This window comes from Spirosoma lituiforme, from assembly GCF_054776635.1.
Genome location: NZ_BAAHBO010000001.1, coordinates 64528 through 89253 on the forward strand (window position 1 = coordinate 64528; position 24726 = coordinate 89253).

Annotated in this window: 21 protein-coding genes; 12 read left to right on the plus strand and 9 right to left on the minus strand. The window is 52.0% G+C overall.

Features of this window, described 5'->3' with window-relative positions:
- Nucleotides 1–93 precede the first annotated feature (93 nt).
- The 4 genes from ACYU87_RS00260 to ACYU87_RS00275 all read left to right on the plus strand — a co-directional run bounded on the left by ACYU87_RS00260 (nucleotide 94) and on the right by ACYU87_RS00275 (nucleotide 5120).
- The gene (locus tag ACYU87_RS00260; RefSeq protein ID WP_461132020.1) at nucleotides 94–1059 is read left to right on the plus strand and encodes a PhoH family protein; all 966 of its coding nucleotides are present in this window, start codon (nucleotides 94–96) and stop codon (nucleotides 1057–1059) included.
- Nucleotides 1040–2404, plus strand: coding sequence for a M43 family zinc metalloprotease (locus ACYU87_RS00265; RefSeq protein WP_461132021.1), 1365 nt, complete (start codon nucleotides 1040–1042; stop codon nucleotides 2402–2404). Before ACYU87_RS00260 ends, ACYU87_RS00265 begins: the two co-directional genes overlap by 20 nt.
- A 119-nt stretch (nucleotides 2405–2523) precedes the next feature.
- Nucleotides 2524–2976, plus strand: coding sequence for a GNAT family N-acetyltransferase (locus tag ACYU87_RS00270; protein ID WP_461132022.1), 453 nt, complete (start codon nucleotides 2524–2526; stop codon nucleotides 2974–2976).
- Nucleotides 2973–5120: a ComEC/Rec2 family competence protein gene (locus ACYU87_RS00275; protein ID WP_461132023.1), complete on the plus strand. Its 2148-nt coding sequence runs from the start codon at nucleotides 2973–2975 to the stop codon at nucleotides 5118–5120. The genes ACYU87_RS00270 and ACYU87_RS00275 overlap by 4 nt, the downstream gene beginning before the upstream one ends.
- A 102-nt stretch (nucleotides 5121–5222) precedes the next feature.
- Here the strand turns inward: ACYU87_RS00275 and ACYU87_RS00280 are convergent, their stop codons facing one another.
- Nucleotides 5223–6671, minus strand: coding sequence for a tetratricopeptide repeat protein (locus ACYU87_RS00280; protein WP_461132024.1), 1449 nt, complete (start codon nucleotides 6669–6671; stop codon nucleotides 5223–5225).
- Between the two features lie 132 nt (nucleotides 6672–6803).
- Entirely contained in the window at nucleotides 6804–7319 is a 516-nt protein-coding gene (locus tag ACYU87_RS00285) for a hypothetical protein (RefSeq protein ID WP_461132025.1), read from the minus strand.
- A 145-nt stretch (nucleotides 7320–7464) separates the two neighbouring features.
- Here ACYU87_RS00285 and ACYU87_RS00290 point away from each other — a divergent pair, with 145 nt between their 5' ends.
- Together ACYU87_RS00290 and ACYU87_RS00295 are read left to right on the plus strand one after the other, a co-directional pair.
- Nucleotides 7465–8121, plus strand: a complete 657-nt coding sequence (locus ACYU87_RS00290; RefSeq protein WP_461132026.1) for a TetR/AcrR family transcriptional regulator — start codon at nucleotides 7465–7467, stop codon at nucleotides 8119–8121.
- Nucleotides 8122–8220: 99 nt separating this feature from the next.
- The gene (locus tag ACYU87_RS00295; RefSeq protein WP_461132027.1) at nucleotides 8221–9546 is read left to right on the plus strand and encodes an ABC1 kinase family protein; all 1326 of its coding nucleotides are present in this window, start codon (nucleotides 8221–8223) and stop codon (nucleotides 9544–9546) included.
- Nucleotides 9547–9628: 82 nt separating this feature from the next.
- Here ACYU87_RS00295 and ACYU87_RS00300 read toward each other — a convergent pair whose 3' ends face one another.
- Nucleotides 9629–10654 (minus strand): Gfo/Idh/MocA family protein, encoded by a 1026-nt coding sequence (locus tag ACYU87_RS00300; protein ID WP_461132028.1) that lies wholly within the window; start codon nucleotides 10652–10654, stop codon nucleotides 9629–9631.
- A 146-nt stretch (nucleotides 10655–10800) separates the two neighbouring features.
- Between ACYU87_RS00300 and ACYU87_RS00305 the strand changes: the two genes are divergently transcribed.
- The 5 genes from ACYU87_RS00305 (at nucleotide 10801) to ACYU87_RS00325 (ending at nucleotide 15764) form a co-directional block, all read left to right on the plus strand.
- A complete protein-coding gene (locus ACYU87_RS00305; RefSeq protein ID WP_461132029.1) occupies nucleotides 10801–12693 on the plus strand; it encodes a YgiQ family radical SAM protein in 1893 nt (630 codons plus the stop codon).
- Nucleotides 12694–12920: 227 nt separating this feature from the next.
- The gene (locus tag ACYU87_RS00310) at nucleotides 12921–13397 is read left to right on the plus strand and encodes a deoxycytidylate deaminase (protein WP_461133604.1); all 477 of its coding nucleotides are present in this window, start codon (nucleotides 12921–12923) and stop codon (nucleotides 13395–13397) included.
- Nucleotides 13394–13996, plus strand: a complete 603-nt coding sequence (locus ACYU87_RS00315; protein ID WP_461132030.1) for an acyl carrier protein phosphodiesterase — start codon at nucleotides 13394–13396, stop codon at nucleotides 13994–13996. Before ACYU87_RS00310 ends, ACYU87_RS00315 begins: the two co-directional genes overlap by 4 nt.
- Nucleotides 13993–14445 (plus strand): rhodanese-like domain-containing protein, encoded by a 453-nt coding sequence (locus ACYU87_RS00320; protein WP_461132031.1) that lies wholly within the window; start codon nucleotides 13993–13995, stop codon nucleotides 14443–14445. Before ACYU87_RS00315 ends, ACYU87_RS00320 begins: the two co-directional genes overlap by 4 nt.
- A 44-nt stretch (nucleotides 14446–14489) precedes the next feature.
- Complete coding sequence (locus ACYU87_RS00325) at nucleotides 14490–15764, plus strand: hypothetical protein (protein ID WP_461132032.1); 1275 nt, start codon at nucleotides 14490–14492, stop codon at nucleotides 15762–15764.
- 27 nt (nucleotides 15765–15791) lie between these two features.
- Here ACYU87_RS00325 and ACYU87_RS00330 read toward each other — a convergent pair whose 3' ends face one another.
- The 5 genes from ACYU87_RS00330 to ACYU87_RS00350 form a co-directional block, all read right to left on the minus strand.
- On the minus strand, nucleotides 15792–17156 hold the full coding sequence (locus ACYU87_RS00330) for a GH1 family beta-glucosidase (RefSeq protein WP_461132033.1): 1365 nt from the start codon (nucleotides 17154–17156) through the stop codon (nucleotides 15792–15794).
- Between the two features lie 413 nt (nucleotides 17157–17569).
- Complete coding sequence (locus ACYU87_RS00335; protein WP_461132034.1) at nucleotides 17570–17965, minus strand: hypothetical protein; 396 nt, start codon at nucleotides 17963–17965, stop codon at nucleotides 17570–17572.
- A 119-nt stretch (nucleotides 17966–18084) separates the two neighbouring features.
- Nucleotides 18085–19101, minus strand: a complete 1017-nt coding sequence (locus ACYU87_RS00340; protein WP_461132035.1) for a bile acid:sodium symporter family protein — start codon at nucleotides 19099–19101, stop codon at nucleotides 18085–18087.
- 40 nt (nucleotides 19102–19141) lie between these two features.
- The gene (locus ACYU87_RS00345; RefSeq protein WP_461132036.1) at nucleotides 19142–19681 is read right to left on the minus strand and encodes a hypothetical protein; all 540 of its coding nucleotides are present in this window, start codon (nucleotides 19679–19681) and stop codon (nucleotides 19142–19144) included.
- 581 nt (nucleotides 19682–20262) lie between these two features.
- Nucleotides 20263–20409 (minus strand): hypothetical protein, encoded by a 147-nt coding sequence (locus ACYU87_RS00350; protein WP_461132037.1) that lies wholly within the window; start codon nucleotides 20407–20409, stop codon nucleotides 20263–20265.
- A 415-nt stretch (nucleotides 20410–20824) separates the two neighbouring features.
- On the opposite strand from ACYU87_RS00350, the gene ACYU87_RS00355 reads away from it, so the two are divergent.
- Complete coding sequence (locus tag ACYU87_RS00355) at nucleotides 20825–23302, plus strand: glycoside hydrolase family 95 protein (protein ID WP_461132038.1); 2478 nt, start codon at nucleotides 20825–20827, stop codon at nucleotides 23300–23302.
- 95 nt (nucleotides 23303–23397) lie between these two features.
- Here ACYU87_RS00355 and ACYU87_RS00360 read toward each other — a convergent pair whose 3' ends face one another.
- Nucleotides 23398–24723, minus strand: a complete 1326-nt coding sequence (locus tag ACYU87_RS00360; protein ID WP_461132039.1) for a DUF4270 family protein — start codon at nucleotides 24721–24723, stop codon at nucleotides 23398–23400.
- Between the last annotated feature and the right edge of the window lie 3 nt (nucleotides 24724–24726).

Sequence of the window (24726 nt, forward strand, 5' to 3'; positions counted from 1 at the left end):
ACGGGAGCAGGTGAATAAATTTTCGATAAAACGTGTTGTACACCTAAAGAAATCGCTTACTTTTCGGAATCACACTTTAACACAATTCATCGTTTGGTCGAAAAAGTCATCACCCTCGACAATGTATCGCTCATCGACTTTCTGGGCGTGGAGAACCACAATATTAAAGAAGTGGCTGCTGCGTTCCCCATGAGCAAAATTATCTCGCGTGGCAACGAGATTCGTATTAAGGGCACGACGCCCGAAATTAGCCGTATTAGTGATATTCTGGACTCGCTGATGGAACATTACCAGCGATACGGGAAAATTACCCACGAGAATGTTCAGAGCTATCTTAGCCATAGTGGGTTACCTGTGAGCGGTACCGGAGCCATTCCACCAGTGCCGCCCGATGATGATGAGGTGCTGGTTTACGGAACACGCGGGGTGGTCGTCCGGGCAAAGACAGACAACCAGAAACGGTTGGTCGAAGCGGCCGAGAAATTCGATCTGGTGTTCGCCATCGGGCCGGCCGGAACCGGTAAAACCTACACGGCCGTGGCTATTGCCGTGAGGGCGCTGAAGAATAAAGAAGTTAAGAAAATCATTATAACCCGACCGGCGGTAGAAGCCGGCGAAAATCTGGGATTTCTGCCGGGCGATTTAAAGGAAAAAATTGACCCGTATCTGCGCCCGATCTACGATGCGCTCGATGACATGATTCCGGCCGAAAAGCTGAAGTTTTATACCGAGAATCGAATTATCGAGATTGCGCCCCTGGCTTACATGCGGGGCCGGACGCTGAACAATGCGTTTATTTTGCTCGACGAAGCGCAGAATACGACCCCGATGCAGATGAAAATGTTTCTGACCCGGATGGGGCCAACGTCGAAGGCCATTATTACTGGTGACCGTTCGCAGATTGACCTGCCCAACCGGCAAAAATCCGGGTTAATCGAATCCGTCGATATTTTGAAAAACATCAAGGGAATATCGTTCGTTGAGCTGGATGGCCGGGATGTGGTTCGGCATCGGCTCGTTCGCGAAATTATTACAGCGTATGAAACAGCAGGTCAATAGTAACCTGACCAGAGAAAAACAAACCGGCTGGCGTTGGCTGGCCGGTTTGTTTTTATTGATAGCTACCTCGGCTGGCTGGGCGCAGACAAGCCCGGAAGAACTGACCAACCGCTGCGGGGTGGTTGACCATGAGCGCATTCTTCAGCAACGTGACCCAAATCGACTGGGTCAGCTCAATCAATTAAATCGCCTGATTCAACAGGCTCAGGCAAACAACCAATCGCTGAGGCAGGCCGTCGACGAAACCGTCTATCGCATACCGGTCGTGGTTCACGTCGTGCACAGCAACGCGTCGAATACGGTTGGTGGCGCCAACAATGTTAATATTTCCGACGAGCAGATTCTGTCTCAGATTCAGGTTCTGAATGAGGATTATCGGCGAAAAGAAGGCACAAACGGGTTCAATACCAGTTCGATTGGCGCCGATGCCCGGTTTGAGTTTTACCTGGCTACTACAGATCCCGATGGCAATGCAACGAGTGGTATTACCCGACATTATTACGCGCAGAAATCTTCGTTCAACGTGTTCGATGACGATGTATTACTGTCTCAAATTGCGTATTGGCCCAGCAATCGGTACCTGAATATCTGGGTGACCAAAGTGGATACGTACATTGGCTACACGCAGTTTCCGACGGCCGCCGATACCTTGAAAGGGCTACCGGCTTCGTCAAACGAATTTACCGATGGCACCATTATTGACTACCGTTATTTCGGTAAACGAATCGGTACGGTTAGCACGTCATCGCTTTATGCGCTGGGGCGCACGGCGACGCATGAAATCGGTCATTGGCTGGGTCTGATTCATACCTGGGGGGATGGAAATGGCTGTGCCGAAGATTATGTAGCAGATACGCCACCAACCGAAGATCGCTCGGATGTTTCCAGATTGCTCAATTGTAACCAGACGTATTCGACCTGTTTCAATGGCCAGCAAACCCGTGATTTGATCGAAGATTACATGAATTACTGGCCCGATGCTTGCATGAATCTGTTTACGGCCGGGCAGGTTGCCCGTATGCGGCTGGTCATGACCTTGAGCCCCCGGCGGGCGCAGCTGCTCAAGTCGGTCGCGTCGCCCCTGACAGAAACTGAGTCGCTTACGGTGAGCTTATACCCTAATCCAACCACAACAGACCCCTCTGTTGATGTGCAGGTGAAGGGTTTTCAGACGTTTAGTGTCGATTTATTCGATGCAACCGGGCGTCAGATGCGAACCTATTCGTACACTAATTCGCCCAGCACCCGGGTCAACCTTTCCGTGCAGGGATTAGCGTCGGGCGTATACATTGTTCGGGTCAAAACGGGCAGCGAAATGGCCAGTAAGCGCTTACTGATACACTGATCTCGGTTTGCAGATCGCGGTATTTCGCGGTTTCTGGTAAATGATTGGATGACGCGTGCGTATTGCTGGCGGTCGTCTACGTTGTGCCGTAAACCCTAAACGGATAACCAATCTATTTTATGATTAACGTTTTACCCATCTCCAATTCGGCTGATCTGGAGTCAGCTTTTGCTATTCGCCGTGAGGTATTTGTTGAGGAACAACACGTTGATGCGCGCGAGGAGTACGATGAATTTGAAGAAAGCAGCACCCATTTTCTGGCCCGTGCCGATGGTACACCCTGCGGTACGGCCCGCTGGCGCCGGACATCGAACGGCGTAAAACTGGAACGATTTGCCGTCCTCGCCGATTTTCGGGGGATGGGCGTTGGCAAGGCCCTAGTAAAAACCGTGCTGGACGATGTATTCGGCCAGCAGCCCGAGCCTATTGAGCGGATTTACCTTCACGCCCAGGTAACGGCCATGCCTCTCTATGCTGGTTTTGGTTTTATTCCGGTCGGTCCTCTATTTGAAGAGGCTGGTATACAGCATTATAAAATGGTGTTGCCCGGATCTGCCTACGCCAAAGAATGAAAGGTAACCCCTTTGTTCGGTATGCGCTGGCGCTGATTGCGGGCATACTCCTGTATACCCAGCTACCGGATTACCCGCAACTGGCAGTAGCCGCCCTGTTTCTGGGTAGTTACCTGCTCGGGTGGGGTATGTATCGGCAAGCGGGCAACCAGATCAAACCCATTCAAATTGCCTCCGGCATTGGTGGATTATGGATTCTTCTGGCACTCGGCTGGACCATTACCTATCAGCACACGGCGAGTAATCAGTCGACCAGTATCGTTCACCTCACCGATACGCTCAGGGCGTACGAGGGCGTCATTACGGCGCAGCCCGAAGAGCGGGCCAAAACCTTTCGGGTCGAGGTAGCCATTCGCCGGGGAAACTGGGGAACTGGCTGGCAACCTCTCAGCGGCCGCGTCATTGTGTACGTAGACAAGGCGAATGATGCATTCGTACCGCAACCCATGCCCCGCTATGGCGAAGTGTGGCTGGTATCGGGTGCCCCCCGACCCATTGACCCACCGCTGAACCCCGGCGAGTTTGATTACAAACGGTACCTCAGCTATCGGAACATCTATCACCAGCAATACCTGCGACCGTTCGAACGAACGGTTTTGGGTATGGAGCCACCCAGCCGGATCACGAATCTGGCCACCGTTGTTAACCGCTGGGCCGATAGCGTTTTTACCCACCAGGTGGGCAGCCGGGCCGAATACGGTCTTGTGAACGCTATGATTCTGGGCGTGCGCGACGATCTGGATACGGAGTTGTACCGGGCCTACTCGGCAGCCGGGGCCGTGCACATTTTATCGGTGTCGGGCCTGCACGTCGGGATACTGTTTGCGGTGCTGACCTACCTGCTCAGTTTCCTGATCAAGCGGCCACGGGGAAAACTGCTGATGGCCGCTATTCAACTGGTCATTTTATGGTTTTATGCCCTGGTTACCGGGTTTTCGCCACCCGTGCTTCGATCGGCGGCCATGTTCTCCTTGCTGATTGTTGCCAATGCAACGGGGCGCCAGCAGCAGTTAATGAACACGTTGGGGGCATCCGCTTTTTTTATTCTATGCTTCGACCCATACGCCCTGTTCTCCGCGGGGTTTCAGTTGTCCTACTTGGCCGTGGGTGGCATCAGTGCCTGGCAGTCGTCCCTGTATCAGTCCATTACGTTTCGGTACACGTGGATGAACCGGCTGTGGGAATTAACGGCCGTGGCGCTGGTGGCCCAGCTGATCACGTTTCCGCTGGGTGTTTTCTATTTTCACCAGTTTCCCACGTATTTTCTGCTGGCCAATCCAATTGTGATTGTCATGTCTGAGATTCTGTTGCCCTTGGCCATGGCGGTGCTGGCGTTTGGCTGGGTACCTTACCTGAATGACGGATTAGGATGGTTGCTGCACAAGGTTGCCTGGTTACTCAATTACGCCGTTACGCAAACGGGCCAGCTTCCTGGTGCCGCCTGGGAGGGCCTGTGGCTTTCCCAAACCGCTATGATACTAACGTATGCGGTTATTTTTAGCGGGGTGGCCTTGCTGCTCTCCCGCAACCGGACGTATCTATGGATTACCTGTGTTTGCGCTTTACTTCTGGCGGGGGTAACCACGTGGGGCGATTATCAGCAAGCCCATCAGCAGCGGCTGGCCGTTCATTTTCTGCCTCATCGAACGGCGGTAAGCCTTACGGCCGGGTACCGGAGTCAGTTGCTAACGGATCTTGATCGATCCGATACGCGCTCATTCGACTTTTACCTCAAGAATACTTTTGGCCAGTGGGGTATTTCGGATCTTGCTATTGTTCATACGGGGCGAAAGGGCAATACTCCGGAGGGTGATACGCCGGATACGCTCAACCGCATCCCCGGCTATTATCAGGCCCGCGAATACGGTCTGTGGGTTTGGCGAGGCAAAACGCTGCTGCTGGTTAATAAACTAGATGGCAGAAATCGGTGGCGATTACCAGCCGCTGTAGATTACCTCATCATTCGTCGGAATGCCCTGCACGACTGGAGCCAGCTCGCCGGACGAGTCGTAGCAAAACACATTATTTTCGATGATTCGAACAAAACACCGTTGACGGATAGGCTTTTAGCGGAAGCCAGCACCCGTAATATCACCTGTCATTCCGTGCGGCAGATGGGTGCGTACGTCGCGGAGTTGCGATGAAGACCGAAAACAGATTGAGGAAATAGCCGGTTTAACGAATAAGGCCATCAGTCAACGATATCGTCAACTGACGGCCTCATTTGTTACTACAATCCTTCCTCTCTACCGGGTATACAGGGCTCCTTTGGCAATCGTTGACTCGTATTCAAAATTGATTGTCTCTAAAAATTTACCGGTTACCCAGCCTACATCGGCATTCCGGACAAAAACAAACCGCTTGGGTTCGCCAGTCATAGCCGAGTACGTTTTCATAATGGCATCCAGCCACAGGGCACCGGCAATGATCTGTTTTTCATTGAGCTCATTCTGAATCGTAGCGATGTCGCTCTCAGCCTGCGCTTTAATCTCCGGATTGGCAATCTCGCTCAGGTTAGGTTTCGTCAATTCGCGGTAGTCGTTCAGGGCCAGTCGTTTGAAACGGTCCACATCATCCATCGTGATGGCTACAGCTGTTACGCCCGCTTTCTCCGGATGCAGATACGTGATGAGCGCCCATACGATGTCGCCACCCACGCCTACTGTTTTGCGATTTTGCAACCCCCGATTGCTGGCGTTCAGACGTGGAGTCAGTTCACGATCCATAATGGTTTTGACAACCCGTTGTGCCTCCTTTTTGTAGGCGTCCAGGTTCATGGACCGCTTGCTGTCAATCTGGCCAACGAGCGAGTTGATCCCGATCGGAACGTGGATGCCGTGGAATGTTTTGTTAGCGGGTCCGGCCGCCTGGTCGAAGTAGCCACCCAGTGTGCTGTTGCTACCTATGTCCAGCGCCGATGTTGTCGGCCACACTTTGCGGGGAATGGCACCGGTTGTAAACAGTTCAGCCTCCCGATCGGCGGTGAGCGACGTATCTATTTTCAGGTTGCTGTTAGGCAGCACACGCGCTAGCTGATCATAAATTTTCTTCCTGTTCTGTGGGTTTCTAGCGAGTTCTTCCCGAACATCGTTGCTAAGCACGATAAACACCCGTTCGTTGGGGATATTATAACGTTGAATAGAGTCCAGACACACTTTCAGCGCATCCTGAGTAGGGCGGTAGCTACCGGAAGCATCGGCAAAAAACGTAGCCGACGGGTTGGCTATATCGACCGTCGATTTAATTTCCTTTTCGTAGAAATCGGTCTCGTACTTCGTTTTGAGAATCGCCAGCTTAATGGTCGACGTGCCAATCTGTATGCCCGCGTACAGGTTCTTGTTGGTCAGATTCCGGACAATCTCATTGACGCCCCAGGCGCTGGCTACGTACTTGAGTTTCAGGTACTGCGCGCGGGCTTTTTCCAGATAGCTGATCGCGGTTGTGCTATCCCGCAAATCCATGTACGACAACCCCAGCAGTTCGTTGGCGACGGCTTCCCAGTAAAAATTGTTTTTCTGAACGGCGGGTAGGGCTCGTTTGATCAGGCTGATGGCCTCGTCCGATTTTTCGACCGCCCGAAGGGTATTGGCTAACTTGATGTACCGGATGGCCTGGGTGGTGTTTTGGGCCGGTTGGGCCATCCCGTCCGAACACCAAAAACAGATTAAAAAGAGTAACGTGGATGCGCGTTTCATAAGCTGGATAAATTGATACAAGGTATATCCACACACCTACGAAATAACTTGGTCCTTAGACTTACTATCTGGTTAGGAAATTAAGCTATTTGTCGAAAAACAATTAACTGGTCCAGGAAGTGGGCCGGGCGTTCAGTTGGCAGCCCGGCTTGTAGAGTCTTTTTTCGGGGCCGCGGGCCGCCAGCCACCAATATCCTTCTGCATGGCTTCTTTTTTGGATTGATAGAGTGTCCACTGTTCCGGCGTCAGAATCGGCTTTAGCTTCTCTTCCTTTTCTTCGTTGAACATCAGCATCATATCTTTCACCTGCTTGACGGCTTCCGGCGAAGGTCGTCCGCCACCAGTGCCAAGAATATCTTTGATGGCATCCTGTTGCTGACTGGCGTACTCGTTGTTGAGCTGCTTAACAGATTTAGCCTGCTCTTTTGTCAACTCCAGATTTTCTTTCAGCCATTTGGTTTCCTTCTGGGCCATATCGCCGGCAATGTTCGGCACTGACGCTTTTGGCGGGCTACTGGGCATACTCTGACCCATACCACGACCCCCCATGCCCCCGCCGTAGCCACCCCCATAGCCACCATACTGGCCAAAGCTATACACGCTGATCAGCATCCCCAGACACCAAAACCACATTGTTCGTTTATTCATGACAGTTCCCGAGAATTAGTTAGTTATCACCAGCTTGCCGGGTCGGTTTTTCCGGTAAAGCAGGGCAAAAATACACGAAGTTATTGGGCTTTCGGATGCAGAAAACGACTAAACTTTTTTCGTGAACGGGCCGTTGTCCTTTTGTATGGACATGCTAGAAAAAATCCGCAAAGCGTACACGGAATACGTACTTGAACATGGTAAACAACCTACTTCCGTTTTTCAGTTTGCCAAGAAATTAAAAATAGCCGAGGCTGATTTCTACACGCAGTATACTTCATTCGACGCGATTGAAGCGGACATTTGGCTGGCTTTCTTCAAAGATGCCAAAACAACCGTAGAATCCGACGAAACCTATCAGGGATATTCCGTTCGGGAGAAACTGCTGGCGTTCTATTATACCTGGATTGAGCTGCTCAAAGCGCAACGTAGTTTTGTTGTGTATAGCTTCGGTCGACTTAAAGAGCAGAGCAAGGGAAAAGGCTTTCGCAGCATGACGCCTAAAACGCCTATCCTGACCCCCTTCAAAGACGAGTTTTTCGATTACGCCCGCGATTTGCTGGCCGAAGGGCGGGAGAGTAAGGAAGTGGAGCCGCGCCCGTTTGTGACCGACCGATATCCGGACGCACTTTGGGGACAAACGCTTTATCTCCTCGACTTCTGGATACGCGATGTGAGTAGGAACTTTGAAAAAACCGACTCCGCGATTGAGAAGTCTGTTAACACCGCTTTTGATCTCATCGGCCGTTCGCCGTTAGATACCCTGTTCGATTTTGCCAAGTTCATGTACCAAAACAAATAAGTGAAAGAATGGATGAGCGAAAGAGTGAAAAAACGAGCGCGAGTTAGCATCGGTAATTTTCACTCTATCGCTCATTCATTCTTTCGCTCTTTCCTGAATATGAAAATCCAGACATCCGTTCCGACGAGTAAGGTTGCGCGTGCCAGTCAGTTCATGAAGGCTGGCGTTAAGGTTGGTGGTAACTACATAAAGCATTATAGCAAGAAGCTGCTCGATCCTGGCCTGTCGAAAGAGGAGTTGCACAAGGACAATGCCGCCGACATTTACGACGCGCTGAGTGAATTGAAAGGGTCGGCTCTGAAGATGGCCCAGATGTTGAGCATGGATCGGGGCCTGCTGCCGGTGGCCTACTCTGACAAATTCACGATGGCGCAGTATTCGGCCCCACCGTTGTCGGGGCCGCTGGTTGTCAAAACATTCAAGACGTATTTCGGGAAAACGCCCACGCAGCTGTTCGATAAGTTTAGCACCGAAGCCGTTAATGCTGCCAGCATTGGGCAGGTGCATCAGGCCTGGAAGGATGGAAAAAAGCTGGCTGTCAAAGTTCAGTATCCGGGGGTAGCCGATGCGGTTAGTTCAGACCTGAAAATTGCCAAACCGCTCGCTGTTCGCTTGTTGAACCTGAACGAACGGGATATTGACCGGTACATGGGCGAAGTGGAGTCGAAACTGCTGGAAGAAACCGACTACGAACTTGAGCTGAGACGATCCATCGAGATTTCGGAAGCCTGCGCCCATATTCCGGGTCTGGTATTTCCGACATACTACCCCGAATTCTCGTCGAAGCGTATCCTGACCATGGACTGGCTGGATGGCATGCACCTGAAAGAATTCATGAAAACGAATCCGTCGCAGGAGGTTCGGGACAGGATAGGGCAGGCCCTGTGGGATTTCTATGATTTCCAGATTCACACCCTGCGCCAGGTCCACGCCGATCCCCATCCGGGTAACTTCCTGATGCGGGCGGATGGGCGGATGGGCGTCATCGACTTCGGTTGTGTGAAGGTCATACCTGAGTTTTATTACGACAACTATTTTCTGCTCGTTAATCCGGATACCATTGATAATGAGCAGCTAACGGAAGAGATCTTCGAGAATCTGGAGTTCCTCACTGACGAGGACTCGCCCAAAGACCGGGCTTTCTTCTCTGACTTATTCAAGCAGATGACCCGGATGTTGGCGGAGCCCTTCGCGGTTGACTCGTTCGACTTTGGGGATGATGCCTACTTCAATCGCGTGTATGCTTTTGCTGAAGGGTTAGCCAATGTTGACGAGCTGAAAAACTCGAAAGTTGCCCGTGGCTCGCAGGATGGGTTGTATGTGAACCGGACCTATTACGGCCTCTACGCCATGCTGAATGAGCTGAAAGCCCGCGTCACAACGACCAAACCCGAGTGGCTGCGCTCGACCAAGGTGTTGGCTTAATTGCCAGACGTTGAGTTCGTTAATGACGGATCGAAGCACAAAGAACGGAGCAGTTTTCTCTAATCTTTGTGCTTTTATTGTACTACCGTTGCTCGGCGGACTGGTAAATACGTTCCACAATTTCCTGTAAAATGGCTCCCTGTTCAGCCGTGCACACCGTAGAGGCTTTGCCATCGCAGGCATCCAGAAACGCCATTGTATTGTTGAGTTGTATGTCCGTTTCTTCCAGATACGGAAACTGAATATCCGCCAACTCCCCGGCTATTTCGGTGTGGAGCGAAAAGGGAAACAACTTTACGCCACCCTGGCTGCCGAAAATTTCCAGGTTTCGGTCCTTGTCGGCCTGCGTATTCAGGGCAAACGACGCCGACAACATAATGGATGCGCCGTCTGGAAAGGAGAGGTAAGCCGTGGCGGCATCTTCTACCTCAAACACTTCTGGATTCCACTTGCCCATTAATCCTTTGCCACCCGTTTTCCCGATCAGGTCATACGTGTTGCCCAGTACCTGATCGGGCGTTGGGTAACCCAGCGCATACAAGGCTAAATCAAGAACGTGAACGCCCAGGTCCATCAGCGCACCTCCGCCCTGCACGGCTTTATTGGTAAACGAACCCCAGCCGGGAATACCCCGTCGACGCAGAAAATGGGCTTTGATGTGGTAAATGTCACCGAGAAGGCCATTGGCCCGGCAACGCATCAATAATTCCCATTCACTTGTTTGCCGGAGCTGAAAGTTATAGGCCAGCGTCAGGCCTTTTTGAGCCGCCATATTGGCCATATCGCGGGCCTGCTGAGCCGAAATAGCGGGTGGTTTCTCACAGAAAACGTGGCAGTTATGCGCCAGCGCTTCCATCGCCTGAGGATGGTGCAGGTTATTGGGTGTGCAAATGACGACGAGGTCAGGCGCACACTGAGCGTAGAGCGCAGGGGTGTTATCGAACGCGTGGGGAATGCTGTGTTTATCGGCCAGCGCGCGGGCTTTTCCGAGGTCGCGCCCGCAGAGGGCGACCACCTCTACCCGGTCAGCTACTTGTTGAAGGGCTGGAATATGATTGCTATCGGCGATGTTGCCGCCACCGATGATGGCTGCTTTGAGTAAGGGCATAGAAAAGACATTAAATTGACCGGGCCGAAATTGACCAAAATGACGGACTATTCAGCGGCCGATCCGTATAGAATGAATGATTCACGACCAGTTGGTGAATTATTTCGTAATTTCGATGTTTTTCAGGTAGATAATTACACGAGCTCATGATTGAAAGACCCATTACAGACTGGTTACCTCTCACAATGAAAGAGGTCGAAAAAAGAGGTTGGGACGAAGTGGACATTGTGCTGGTTTCAGGCGATGCCTACGTCGATCACCCTGCTTTCGGAACCGCTGTGATCGGCCGTATCATGGAAAGCGAAGGCTTTCGTGTGGCGGTTGTCGCACAGCCCAACTGGAAAGACGACCTGCGGGACTTCAAGAAATTCGGCAAGCCCAAATACTTCTTTGGCGTTACGGCGGGCTGTATGGACTCCATGGTTAACCACTATACCGCCAACAAACGGTTACGCTCGAATGATTCGTACACCCCCGGCGGTGAAGCGGGTTTCCGGCCCGACTATGCCACGATTGTGTACACCAAAATTCTGAAAGAACTGTACCCCGATGTGCCGGTGCTCCTCGGTGGTATCGAGGCTTCGCTGCGCCGGGTAACGCATTATGATTACTGGCAGGATAAGTTAATGCCGTCCATTCTGGTCGATGCCGGAGCCGACATGCTGGTGTATGGCATGGGCGAGCAACCCCTGCGCGACATCCTGAAACTGGCGCGGCAGGGTGTGCCTTTTTCGTCTATGCGGAACATCAACCAGGTAGCGTTCATGCACGACGGCAGTACCCAGTTGGGCGATTACAACAACTGGAGTACGGTTGAACTGGCGAGTCATGAGACCTGCTTGAAGGATAAGATCAAGTACGCAGCCAACTTCAAAATCGTTGAAGTGGAGTCGAATAAATGGCAGGCCAACCGGATTACCCAGCAGGTGGGCGATCAGGTACTGGTCATCAATCCGCCCTTCAAAACGATGGAGGAGGTTGAGATCGACAAGTCATTCGATTTGCCTTATACGCGGTTGCCCCACCCGAAATACAAAAAACGGGGTCCGATTCCGGCCTACGACATGATCAAGTTTTCGGTGAACATGCACCGGGGCTGTTTCGGCGGTTGTAGCTTCTGTACCATTTCGGCGCACCAGGGCAAGTTTATTGCCTCGCGGAGCGAGAAGTCCGTACTGAAAGAGGTCGAAGAGATCACGAAGCATCCGGAGTTTAAAGGATATATTTCAGACCTGGGTGGCCCGTCGGCGAACATGTACAAAATGAAAGGCAAAGACGAGGCTATCTGTGCCCGTTGCCAAAGCCCGAGCTGTATTCACCCGGTTATCTGTTCCAATCTGGATACGTCGCATAAGCCGATGACCGAGTTATACCGCAAGGTCGACGCGAACCCCGCGATCAAAAAAGCGTTTGTTGGCTCCGGGGTACGTTACGATTTGCTGGTCGATGATTTTAATAAAAATAACAGCGACGGCAACCACGACGAATACATGGAGCAACTGGTTACGCGCCACGTGTCGGGTCGCCTGAAAGTGGCTCCTGAGCACACCGCTGATGACACGTTGCGGATCATGCGGAAGCCATCGTTCAAGTATTTCAAGTTGTTCAAGAAGAAATACGACCAGATTCAGGAAAAGCATAACTTGAAGCAGCCCCTGATTCCCTACTTCATCTCGTCGCACCCCGGTTGCGAAGAACAGGACATGGCCAATCTGGCGGCTGAGACCAAAGACCTTGGTTTTCAGCTGGAGCAGGTGCAGGACTTTACGCCGACTCCCATGACCGTGGCCGAGGTAATCTACTATTCGGGCGTTCACCCGTACACGCTGAAGCCCGTTAAGACGGCTAAAACGCGCGACGAAAAGCAGGCCCAGAATCGGTATTTCTTCTGGTACAAACCGGAGTATAAAGACTGGATTCGGAATCGGCTGAACAAACTCAATCGACCGGATCTGGTGGAACGACTGCTGGGCAGCGCCAAAGGAAACGCGGGCAAAACCACATCCTCGGGCAACTATTCGGGGAGACGAAAGCGGTAGGAGAGTCGCCTTGCCGCACACCAATACCAACTCGTTCATCGTAAAGTTTGACGCTTACTCACGCAAATTTTATGGTGAACGAATTTTTTTAGCCTGATCTTTACCGCATGGTACCTACCACCGACACATCCGATTTTCAGATTCATCCGGATGCCCATCAATCAAGGGCATCTACACCAGGCCGGGAGGGCGGGCCAGCCGCCAAGCCCCGGTTTGATGATATTTTTATGGACCTGGCCGTTAATCTGGCCAAGCGGTCGCACTGCATCAAAGCCCAGGTTGGGGCCGTCCTGACCCGCGACACCCGCATTATTTCGATCGGGTACAATGGCCCCCCCGCCGGGACGCACAACTGCGATGAGGAGTTTCCCGACGTGGGTTGTCCCCGCGATTCGAAAGGATCGTGCTCGCTGGCGCTCCATGCCGAACAAAATGCTATTCTGTATGCGGCAAAAAACGGTTCCGAAATTGAGGGCTCAACGATCTACGTAACCTTATCGCCCTGCATCGCCTGCGCCCGGATTATCTACAGCATGAAAATTGCGCGGGTCGTCTTTCTGCATTCGTACGCGGAATACAAAGGAATCGGGTCCGACGAAGGCGTGGATTTTCTGCGTCGGTTCGGGGTCGCTGTCGAGCGGTATGTGCCGGGCGAGGGCGTTACACTCATGTCGGAGCCGCCCATAGCCAGAAAGACGGTATGAATATACTGGCGCATGGCTATCTGTCGGACCGGAACACGGGCTTGCTTATCGGAAATTTCATCGGCGATTTTATAAAGGGTGACCCCGCCAGTCCTCGCCATCGCCTGTTGCCTGAAGAGGTTATGGGGGTACGGGTACACCGCGCCATCGATTCCTTTACGGATACCCATCCCGACGTGGCGGCTGTGCGCGATCTACTATATCCCCGCTGCCATAAGTATGCCGGGGCGGCTGTCGATATTTTCTTTGATCATTACCTGGCGCTCCACTTCGAGCAGCTGACGGGCGAAGCCCTGCCTGATTTTGTTCGTTATTTTTATCAGACCCTGCTGAATAACCAGGCCCGGTTGTCGTCGGAGGCTTCGCGAATGGCCGACTATATGATTCGGCAGGATTGGCTAACCAGCTACCAGTTTATCGACGGGGTTGATCGGTCGCTCAAAGGTGTTTCCCGACGAACGGCGTTTCCGTCCGGACTGGATACGGCCATTCTTGATCTGGAACGATATTACGATCTGATTGGCCAGCATTTTACGTACTTTTGGCCTACCTTAGTTGACCACGTACAACAGACGCGCACTGCGTTGGCACACTCATGATAACATCGAAAAAAAGTATCTTTCCGCTTGCTCTGGTAGCCATCTTGCTATTCATCCTGTTCGGTCAGACCGGTTGGAAAAAAACCGAGCCCTGGAGCCCCGAACAACTACTGGAACCCGCCGATCTGGCCCAGACGATCAACGACCCATCGGCCAAAAAGCCCCTTATTATCAGCATTGGCCCTGCGGCTACCATTAAAGGTTCCTTGGGCGTTGGACCCGGTAGTGAAGCCGACAACCTGGCCAAACTGGAGAAGCTACTCAGCAAAGAACCAAAAGATCGGGCCATTGTCATTTACTGCGGCTGTTGCCCATTCAAAAACTGCCCGAACGTACGACCCGCGTTCACGAAACTGAATGAGCTAGGTTTCAAGAACCATAAATTGTTGAATCTGGCCAAAAATCTCAAAACAGACTGGCTCGATAAAGGCTATCCGGTTGCCGAGTAGACCGATGATGGTGCCGAATCAACATCTTGTTAACTAGCCCGTCAATGAAGTCCAAATACCGTCTTATTGCCTTTGTCCTGGCGCTTATCATTGTCAACGGACTCGCGTTCAGCATCGCTCTGGTCGATAAGACCAATTACAAAAATGCGTTGTATTATCGGTTTACGCGGCAACGATTTGCGTGGATCGTGTCGAGTCCGCCCCCGCAGCACGCTATTCGCGCGGGATGGGCGAAGGTGAGCATTGACGCTGCCTTTTCTGCGACGAAAGCGGCTCCGGAAGAATCAGATGCTCCCGATTCGAGTTTTGCACGGGCTATCGTATTCGACAATGGAACGACCCGAGCCGTTGTTCTTAGCATCGACCTGCTGATGATGCCGCCATTGGTAGCTGCTGAACTGCAAAAGCGCTTACCCAAACTTGGCTTTGACTGGAAAAACGTGTATTTGGGAGCTACAAACGCGTACCCAAACCGGGGCGGATGGGCTAATGACTACGCGAGTAAGAAGAGCCTGGGCGACTATGATGAAAAGCTGGTCGACAACCTCACACGGGCTACTCTGCAAGCCATTTCGACCGCTCAGAAAAACGGAGCTCCTGTTCAAATTGGCTATGGCAAGCTGGAGGATGCTCACTTTCTGAAAGTACAAAAACAGACCGGTGAATCGGCGATAGTCTGCTCTGCCAATACGCCCCAACCGGTTGCCGATCCGGTAAATCTGCCTTCAGGGCGTATTATGGCCGATGTCATGACAGCCCAACTAGAGAAAGGTACGGGGAGTTTTTCTGTATACATGGCTGGCGGAATAGATCGCCCCGCTGAGAAAACGAATGGGCGCTCAGGCTCCGATACGGCTTCGGATCGAAATGGCCTGCTGGCCCGCGCGGTGCCAATGCTCAAACGTCTGCCGCTTCGTACAGACAGTGTACTGGTAGCCCAAACGGTTCCGTTAATCCAAAGTGATCCACAGGTGCGGATTAGCCAGAACTGGCGAATTAAGCCCTGGCTGGTGAAAGCGATTTACGGGGACTACAGCGCGGACCTGAAGGCGCTACGTATTGGTAAAACCGTTTTTATTGGCAATCCGGGGGCTTTTTCTTCAGAACTGGTGTCGGCACTACAGGCGACGCCTACCGGGGAGCGGAACAACCTTGTGATAACCAGTTACAATGGCGGTACCATTGGTCAGATTGTTCCCGACCGTTATTACTATGACCCGAAAAGTCCGTACGACATTCACGAGATGAATCGTTTCGGGCCGTATACGGGCGCTTTCATAACCGAGATGGTTCAGAACCTCGTCAGCAGTCTCAAGTAATCCATTCGGTGAGCAATGCCGGCTTCGTTAGCCCTCGACCGTCGGGTGCGTCGTTGTCAATAACTGCTGGAACCAACGCCCTGATGCTTTGACAATTCGCTGCTGCGTCCGAAAATCTACGTAGACCAGCCCGAAGCGTGGCCGATACCCCTCGGCCCATTCGAAATTGTCCAGAAACGTCCAAGCAAAATAGCCTTCCACCGGAATGCCATCCTGTTTAGCCCGCAACACTTCCCGTATGTACGTCTGATGGTACGCTACCCGTGCCGTATCATCCACCTGGCCTTTCTCCACGGAGTCGTAGAAAGCAGCTCCGCTTTCGGTAATGTAAATTTTTCTGACGCCCTCGTACTGGCTGAACTGTCTGATAATCCGATACATGCTTTCCGGATACACTTCCCAGCCCATCTCGGTAATGGTCTGGACATTGCGCCGTAAGGGCGACACATCCTTGGCCCACAAGTAGGGCATAAAATACGACTGCTCCACAACGGCCCGGAAATAATGCTGTAAGCCGATGAAGTCAAAATCAAACGCCAGCCGGTCCATATCACCGGGTTTGGCGACTTTCTTGGCAATGCCACCCAGAAAGGGAAGCTCATTGACGGGGTAACCCAGGCCGAGAGCGGGTTCGATGTAAAGCCGGTTCAGGAGGGCGTCTACTCGATTCGCGGCAGCCTGGTCGCGGGGGGTAAAGGGATCAATAGGGGAGCAGGAAAACGTAGTGCCTACCTGAGCATCGGGTACGTTCTGCCGGACAATGCGCCCCCCTTCGGCCTGCGCCAGGGCGGTGTGGTGAATAGCGGGCAGGAGGTTCCGAAAACTCCGCCGTCCGGGGGCATGCTGCCCCGTGAAATAGCCCAGAATGGACGAAGCCAGTGGCTCATTCAAAATAATCCAGTGCTTTACTTTATGCCCGAATGCTTTCGTAACGACATCCACAAAATCGCCGAACCAGTCCACGATCTGGCGGTTGGGCCAGCCGCCCTTATTCTCAAGTGCCTGAGGTAAGTCCCAATGATACAGCGTAATCCAGGGGGTAATGCCCAGCGCGAGGCAATGGTCAATCAGTTGATCGTAGAACGCGATGCCGGCCTGATTGATGCGACCGCCGTGGCGTGGGCCCGTGCCTTCGGGCAGAATCCGCGACCAGGAGAGTGAAAACCGAAAGGCATCGAACCCCAGCTCTTTATGGAGTTTGAGGTCGGAAGCATATCGGTCGTAAAACTCGCAGGCTACATCGCCATGTTCGCCGGTTTTAATTTTACCTTTCTGATGGCTAAATGTATCCCAGATGGATGGCCCTCGCCCGTCACGGTCAACAGCGCCTTCAATCTGATAAGCTGCCGTCGCCGTTCCCCAGATAAAATCGGGGCCAAAATCGTGTTTCATGTACGTTCAAAAGCAAGTGCCTGGGCAAGATCAACCCGTAAACTGGTCTGCGTTGGTTATGTTCCGGACAAAACGCTGTACTGAACTTTAGTGTCAGCCTATCCGGAATGAGCCATTGCCCAGAAATCAGGTCAAGGCAGACCAGTCGGGAAATATACAGCCGTTTTGGGCGCCAGTGTGCAGGAAGGACATTCCTGGGGAGACCCGGCGTCTGGATCTCAGGCGTGCGACGTAGTAAGTCGTTGATTTACAGCGTTATCATGAAGTCTGATTAGCGCTGTAAAGAATTTGTTAAGTTTGGAGAAAAGCTATCCGTTTTTATCGGTAAACCTGTAAATAAGTAAAAATGGCTCCCCGATTGGTTTGCACCAACTCGGGGAGCCACCTGCGTATACTGAATGGACGGGCTATATTTAGCCTCTGCGGCCGTAGGGAGTAGGGCGGTTATACGTACGATTCGGTTGCTGAACGGCAAACAAACGGTCGCGCTGGGCGGAGGTCAGTACCGCCAGAATATCCTGACGTTTGCGGAGTTGAACCTGCCGATAGCCATCGGGCGTCATGCGGCTGCGGGCCATAAGTTGATCGTAGTTGTTTTCGATCTTGCGAAGCTGCTTTTCCTGACGGCGGGTCAAACCAACCAGGGCATCGATGCGGTCGATCTTCAGTTCATCCTGATACTGGTCGTTGTTGTACTGCGCGCCCTGTGCCGGCCGATTGTCGAAAGGTCTGGAATAAACGCCCTGCGCGAAAGTGGCACCAGAAGCAAGAGCGAACAATGTAAGGGCGGCTGCGATTGTCTTTTTCATGATCAGTTGGTTGTTTTATGTGTTACTTGATCGTTAGAGACAAACCGCGGTACAGCGTTTAATGCGGGGATTGGGGCATCTGGTCGAGTGCCTGTTTTAGCGTCCCGAACAGGTCAGATCTACGGCTGAATGGCCTTTTCTTTTTCTGATTGCCGATGCGCCATCGACTGCGCCAGAATACTGGCTACAATAAGCTGAAGCGCATGGTACATCATAATGGGCAATAGGACGACCCCGGCCACCGCCCCCGGAAACAAGACATTGGCCATAACGCTACCCTGCACCAGCGACTTCTTGGAACCACAGAACAAAGCCGTAATCCGGTCTTCACGGTTAAAGGTTAGCAGTCGGCTCAGGAGGTGAATGAAGCCATAAACAAGGAAAAACAAGGCCAGCATCATGCCCGCCAGTTCTACTAGATCGGCTGCCGAGTAGCTGGCAAATAAGTTGAGCGAGAATGACTCGCAAAAGGCCGTGTAGACAATGAGCAGAATGGTAAGTTGATCAAAATAGCGCAGGTAGGCCTTGTAGCGTTCGGCAAACCAGCCCAGTTTACGATTCAGTAAAATGCCTAATACCACCGGCACAATTACCTGTAGCGTTAGTTTGCCAATAACACTGGACAGGTCGTATTGCCCGTTTGAACTGGACAGGAGAAAACTCATCCAGAGTGGCGTAATAAAGACGCCGATCAGGCTGGAGATGCTGGCATTGAAAATAGCCGCCGGTATATTACCGTTCGCGATGGAAACCATCACGACCGACGACGACACCGTAGAGGGCAAAGCCGCCACGTAAAAAATACCTAGCCAAAGTAATTCGGTGTCGGGGGTGAGGAACAGTGAACGCACCCCCAGCACTACCGCCGGAAAAATAACAAACGTGGTTATGTGTATGACCAGGTGCAGCCGGTAATTCCGAAGACCAACCTTCAACTGGTTAAAGTCCAGGCGCAGGCCATACAAAAAGAAGATCAGCGAGACCCCGTAACTAGCCAGTGCCGACAACGAAAACGGGCCTTCCTGAACACCGGGGGCGGGCCATAGCTTGGCCAACCCGATCATAGCCAGCAACGCGAGAATAAACCAGTCGAGCCCGACGCGGGCCAGCAGCGAGCCGAATGAGGATTTTACCATACAAAGAATAACGACCGAGGGCCTGTTCCGTTCAGACTACTTACTTCACTTTAATGATTTCGCCAAAATAATTCATCGTCACCAGGTAATCGGACGCGTTCTTGCTGCCGGGCGCAGCGATCCGCATCGAAACGGTGATGTACCGTTGACCGTTGAACGTGGGCTTGTACGTAACGCTTTGCAGAATGCCCTGTTCGATGGGCTTGTCGTTCTTTGTAAAATAGATCAGGTCATCTTTCAGGAGCGTCCGCTTAAACACCTGACTTCCAGTTTTTTTAGTGGCCCGTATCGTTACCGTATTATTAAAGTAGCATCCGTCGGCCACCTGCATCGAACTGGTATCCTGATCGATCGTTACTGAAACCGTCAGCGCTTTAGCCGACTCCTGATACACATCGGTTTTGCCCAGTTTACCGGCCTTCACGATTGACTGGCAGGTGCTAGTTTTCGGTGACGGGGAGGTAGTGGCTGAATCGGTCGAAGCCTGAACGGTTTGAGCGGTATTTTCCTGTTTCTTTTCCGTTCGTCCACAAGCCTGTAGCAAAGCCATGGCGAACAGTGTAATGAATACGTTTTTCATGCCGCGAATTTCTGACTAATCCGTTGACAAAACAGCATGTAGACGGCATCATTTTAGTCGCCAGCCCAAAAAGACAGCTAAGCGGCTGGCTCAGGGGATAGCCTTCGGCAAAGCCAAAAATAGGTAGGTAACAACGGCAAAAGAATTTCCTGTAAGCCGTTGGGCAGCAGGTAATTTTACGATAAAACAAAATTTATTCATTTAAAATAAATCTAAAGTGACCTGAATTGCGTTTATTGAATAATACTGGTTTAAAATTGCACAGATATGAAACGATTTCTTTCAATTACGCTAGATCCTGTTAACACCATCACCTGGACGGGTATCCTTGTTGTTTCGGTCTTGTTTGCGGTTGGCCTGGCGACGATCATCTTATAGATTCGCTACCCGTTTGCATTAGCAAACGGGTATTCCCGAGTGACCAGCTACTCAATTGCCATTGTCAATTGAGCGAATTCTGTTGTCGAAACACGATTTAGCCAACTCTGAATAGACTCATTTTTTTTGAATTGATAAGGGATTCCAAATCCCCCATTCGTCTGCGCCAGATAGAAGATGAATTTCCTTCTGTAGGCCCATGCTTATTCTTCGGTTTGTGCGACCGTGTTCCAGAACCGTTGCAGACTTCCATAAAAATCGTCTTCCGACTGGGAAAGCAGCACTTGTAACGTCGATGTTGGGATCAGGATTGGCTGGGCAACTTCGGTCGGAGTGAGTGTACGTTCCATGGGTTGTTCTATTCAGTTTATCCGCTGTCTCACGGGTTAAAAGGTAACGTACAGGTTTTCCATCGTACGGATCTAGGTTGCTGGTAAGCACAAATGCTCCCTGTTTTTAAGCTATTTTAACAAAATCTACGGCTGTTGCCGGTAGCTTGCTGACGGTTGCCAACTCAGCCAAAAGCTCAATCAAGCCCCGTAAAGGCATTTTTTGCGTGTTTTGCCGGTACTATTACTTACGCGAAGCAGTGGTCAACCGTTGCGGATGGTTAGTGGGTATATTGCTGGGTTAGGATGAATCTGGCGCGTAATTTCTTGGGAACTAATCAGGCTTTTCAGGATAAAAGCGCAGAAATCTGCTTTCCAGATTAACTAGCCCTATTTTTAGGCTACTTTATATCCGTTCAACATTCATTACCCTGACATGACGCGAAATTGCTGGCTAATTCTGTCGCTGCTTATTCCATCCTCTTTGGTTGCCCAATCACCCCTTAAACTCTGGTATAACCAACCGGCCGCTGCCTGGACGGAAGCGCTTCCGGTTGGTAACGGACGTATAGGGGGGATGGTATTTGGCCACGTCGACAACGAACTCATTCAACTCAACGAGAGCACGCTTTGGTCGGGTGGCCCGGTAAAAGGAAACGTCAATCCGGAATCACCAACGTATCTGCCTAAAGTTCGGGAAGCGCTGGCACGGGAAGACTACACGCAGGCCGTTGATCTGGTGAAACACATGCAGGGCCTGTACACGCAGTCGTATATGCCACTGGGTGATTTGTCGCTGAAGCAGAACGTCAACGGGGCCAAGCCATCCGGCTATTACCGGGATCTGGACATTCAGAAGGCCATAGCGACAACCCGATTTACCGCGAACGGGGTAACCTACAAGCGCGAAGTCTTCGCATCGGCTCCCGATGGTGTGCTGGTTATTCGCCTGACCGCCAGCAAGCCCGGTCAACTCACGTTCGATGCATCGACTAAAAGCCCCTTACGGTTTCAGCACACTGCCAACGCGAAGGGTGAACTGGTAATGAGCGGGAAAGCCCCCGCGCAGGTCGATCCCAATTATTACAATTCAAAAGACCGGCAACCCGTTATTTATGAAGATACCGAGGGCTGCAAGGGCATGCGGTTTCAGCTCCGGCTGAAGGCGATCAATAAGGGGGGAAGTGTACAAACGGACACCGCCGGTATTCACGTGCGGCAGGCAACGGAAGTGCTGCTGCTGGTCGCTGCAACAACCAGTTTCAATGGGTACGACAAGTGCCCGGACAAAGACGGAAAAGATGAGAACAAACTTGCCGAAGACCTGATTCAGCAGGCCAGCCGTCGGGATTACCAGACTTTGCTCGCCCGGCACACGGCTGATTACCAGGCCTATTTTAATCGGTTTACGTTTCAGGTGACAGATACGACGGCCAGAAATGCCAATGCGGCCTTACCGTCGGACCAGCGTTTGCAGAAGTACAGCCAAGGTGCCTATGACCCCGGCGTTGAAACACTGTATGCTCAATACGGACGTTACCTGCTGATTTCCAGCTCCCGCGTAACCGACGTGCCCGCCAATCTTCAGGGAATCTGGAACAAGGAATTACGGGCTCCCTGGAGTTCCAACTACACGATCAACATCAATACCCAGATGAATTACTGGCCCGTTGAGGTCACGAATCTCTCGGAACTGCACCAGCCCCTATTAAGCTTCATCGGCCTGCTGGCCAAAACCGGCGCGGTCACGGCTAAGGAGTTCTATAACATGAAGGGCTGGGTAGCGCACCACAATACCGACATCTGGGCCATTACGAACCCCGTTGGCGACCGGGGACAGGGTGATCCGAAATGGGCAAACTGGAATCAGGGGGCAGGCTGGCTGAGCCAGCATCTCTGGGAGCATTACCGGTTTACGGACGATAAAAAATTCCTTCGCGAAACGGCCTATCCGATCATGAAAGGTGCGGCTCAGTTTTACCTGGACTGGCTTGTTGAGGATAAAGATGGGTATCTGGTTGTGTCACCGTCCGTATCGCCGGAAAATGATTTCATTGACTCGAAAGGTCAGCCAGCCTCCATTTCGGTAGCAACCACAATGGACATGTCGATCATGTGGGATTTGTTTACCAACCTGATCGATGCGGCTGCCGTTCTGAACACCGATGCTGCGTTTAGAACGCTGCTCATGGAGAAACGAAACAAATTTTACCCCCTGCACATTGGGCACAAGGGCAACCTTCAGGAGTGGAATAAGGACTGGGAAGATGTCGATCCTCAACACAGGCACGTATCTCATTTGTTCGGGCTGCATCCTGGCCGGCAAATTTCGCCCATTACGACCCCGGACTTTTCGGCCGCGGCAAAAAAAACGCTTGAACTGCGGGGTGATGCCGGAACGGGCTGGAGCCGGGCCTGGAAAATCAATTTCTGGGCAAGGCTGCTCGACGGAAACCATGCGTATAAACTGCTGCGGGAGTTGTTGCAGTTCACCAGCGAAACCCAAACCCGCTACGCAAGCCAGGGCGGGGGTGGTACGTATCCCAACTTTTTTGATGCTCACCCGCCCTTTCAGATCGACGGTAATTTCGGCGGTACGGCAGGCATGGCCGAGATGCTGATTCAGAGCCACTTAAGCGATATTCATTTGTTGGCTGCCTTACCCGATGCCTGGAAAGATGGCCGCGTAACGGGTCTGAAAGCGCGGGGTGGATTTGAGGTTGGTATGAACTGGAAGAACCATCGATTGGTTACCGCCACCGTTAAGTCGCTGGCTGGCGAACCCTGCAAACTGAGAACCAGCCGCCCAGTGCGCATACAGGGTGTTAAAGCCACGTCTACCAAAACGGACACGGGTTATGTAACGTCGTTTGATACGCAGAAAGGAACGGTGTATACGCTTGCGGGGTTGTAAAATATGGTTTAGTTTGGATCAATACGTGACAAAAGCAGCGTGGGGTCTGATTGGAAAATCAGACCCCACGCTGCTTTTGTCGTATACTAACTTATCTAGGAACCAGATGTCATAAACAATTGCAGTTTCATCTGGTCATTCTGCCGAAGCTGGTCACCAAGTGTTACCCGTTGGATCAGTGTTTTCAACGTGAATATACCGCTGGATGGGGCCGGGATCGTCAGCATGAGCGGTTGAGCCAATGCTTTCTTCTTAAGAATCTGACCAATGTAGTAGGTCAAATCAATGGTGTAGCTATCCGTGATCAACGGCGTGATCGGTTCGGGAACCAGATAATAACCCGCTGAGGCAACATCGGAACCCGTCGATCCGCCGGGTATGGTAGCAATCAGTTCATTCTGGTTATTGGTCTGGTAAAGCTGCAAGCTCGAAGGCGGGGCCATATTGTCACGGGAATTCCGACGAACAGGACTGATCACCAGCAGCGCCCGGTTTAGATCGGCAAAACTTTCTGGACGAAAAAAATCATTCAAATACGGAAACTCCAGGCGGGTTTGAAGACCGGCAGCCAGCGAGACAAACGTAGTATGATCGGTCAGGGTGCTGCTCACCACATCGGATCGACTCTTGAGAGCGCTCAGTGGCGTACCGGTCCGGTCATTCTTAAATGACGTGAAATGCAGCGAACTTACCGGGAACAACAGCGTCGATGCGGTTCGGTTGAGATCCGTATCGTGGTAATAAAGCCGCAGACCACTAACGGAAGCACTGGTTGACATGCCAAGAAACGTATTTGTGGTTGACTTGCCAATCAGCGCGAAGCCAGGCAGAAAATTGTTCAGGGACGTGTTGTCCGTGATCTCACCGCTGATGAGTTTATCGTATAAACCCTGTGCCAGCGCGTCCGGAACTCGAATCTGCAGCAGCCGGTTTCCGCTATTCTGCTGGGGGATAAACGTCCGTTGGACAAGGGGCGTTGCCGCGTAACCAACGGTACTGGTGTTAAAGTAATTACGGGCGAGCATCGGTGCGCTGAGCGGGTAAACGCCCAGACTAAAGGCCGATGTTGTGTCGCCATAGGTAAACGAATAGCCTAATTCCAGCACGAGAGAATCGAGCCGCAAGTTCGTTTGGGAAACCAGCGAATTGGTCGGGTAGTCAATTGCCGCAAAAGCTTGCGTGCTCAACTGCCCGGTTTGCGCGTCTTTCCATTGACCCACAACCATATCGGCATCGCCCGACGTCAGAAACGAGTCCGTTCGCATAACCGTAGCGGTCTTCACCGACATCGAATCAACGGATTGGACCTGCAACTGTTGCGGATTGATTACCGACTGCCCCACATTGAGGTCGCCCGATTGGCAAGCAAACAGCACTATACCGGCTAGCCAAAGCAAACCGGCGTACCAGAGAGTACGCATAAG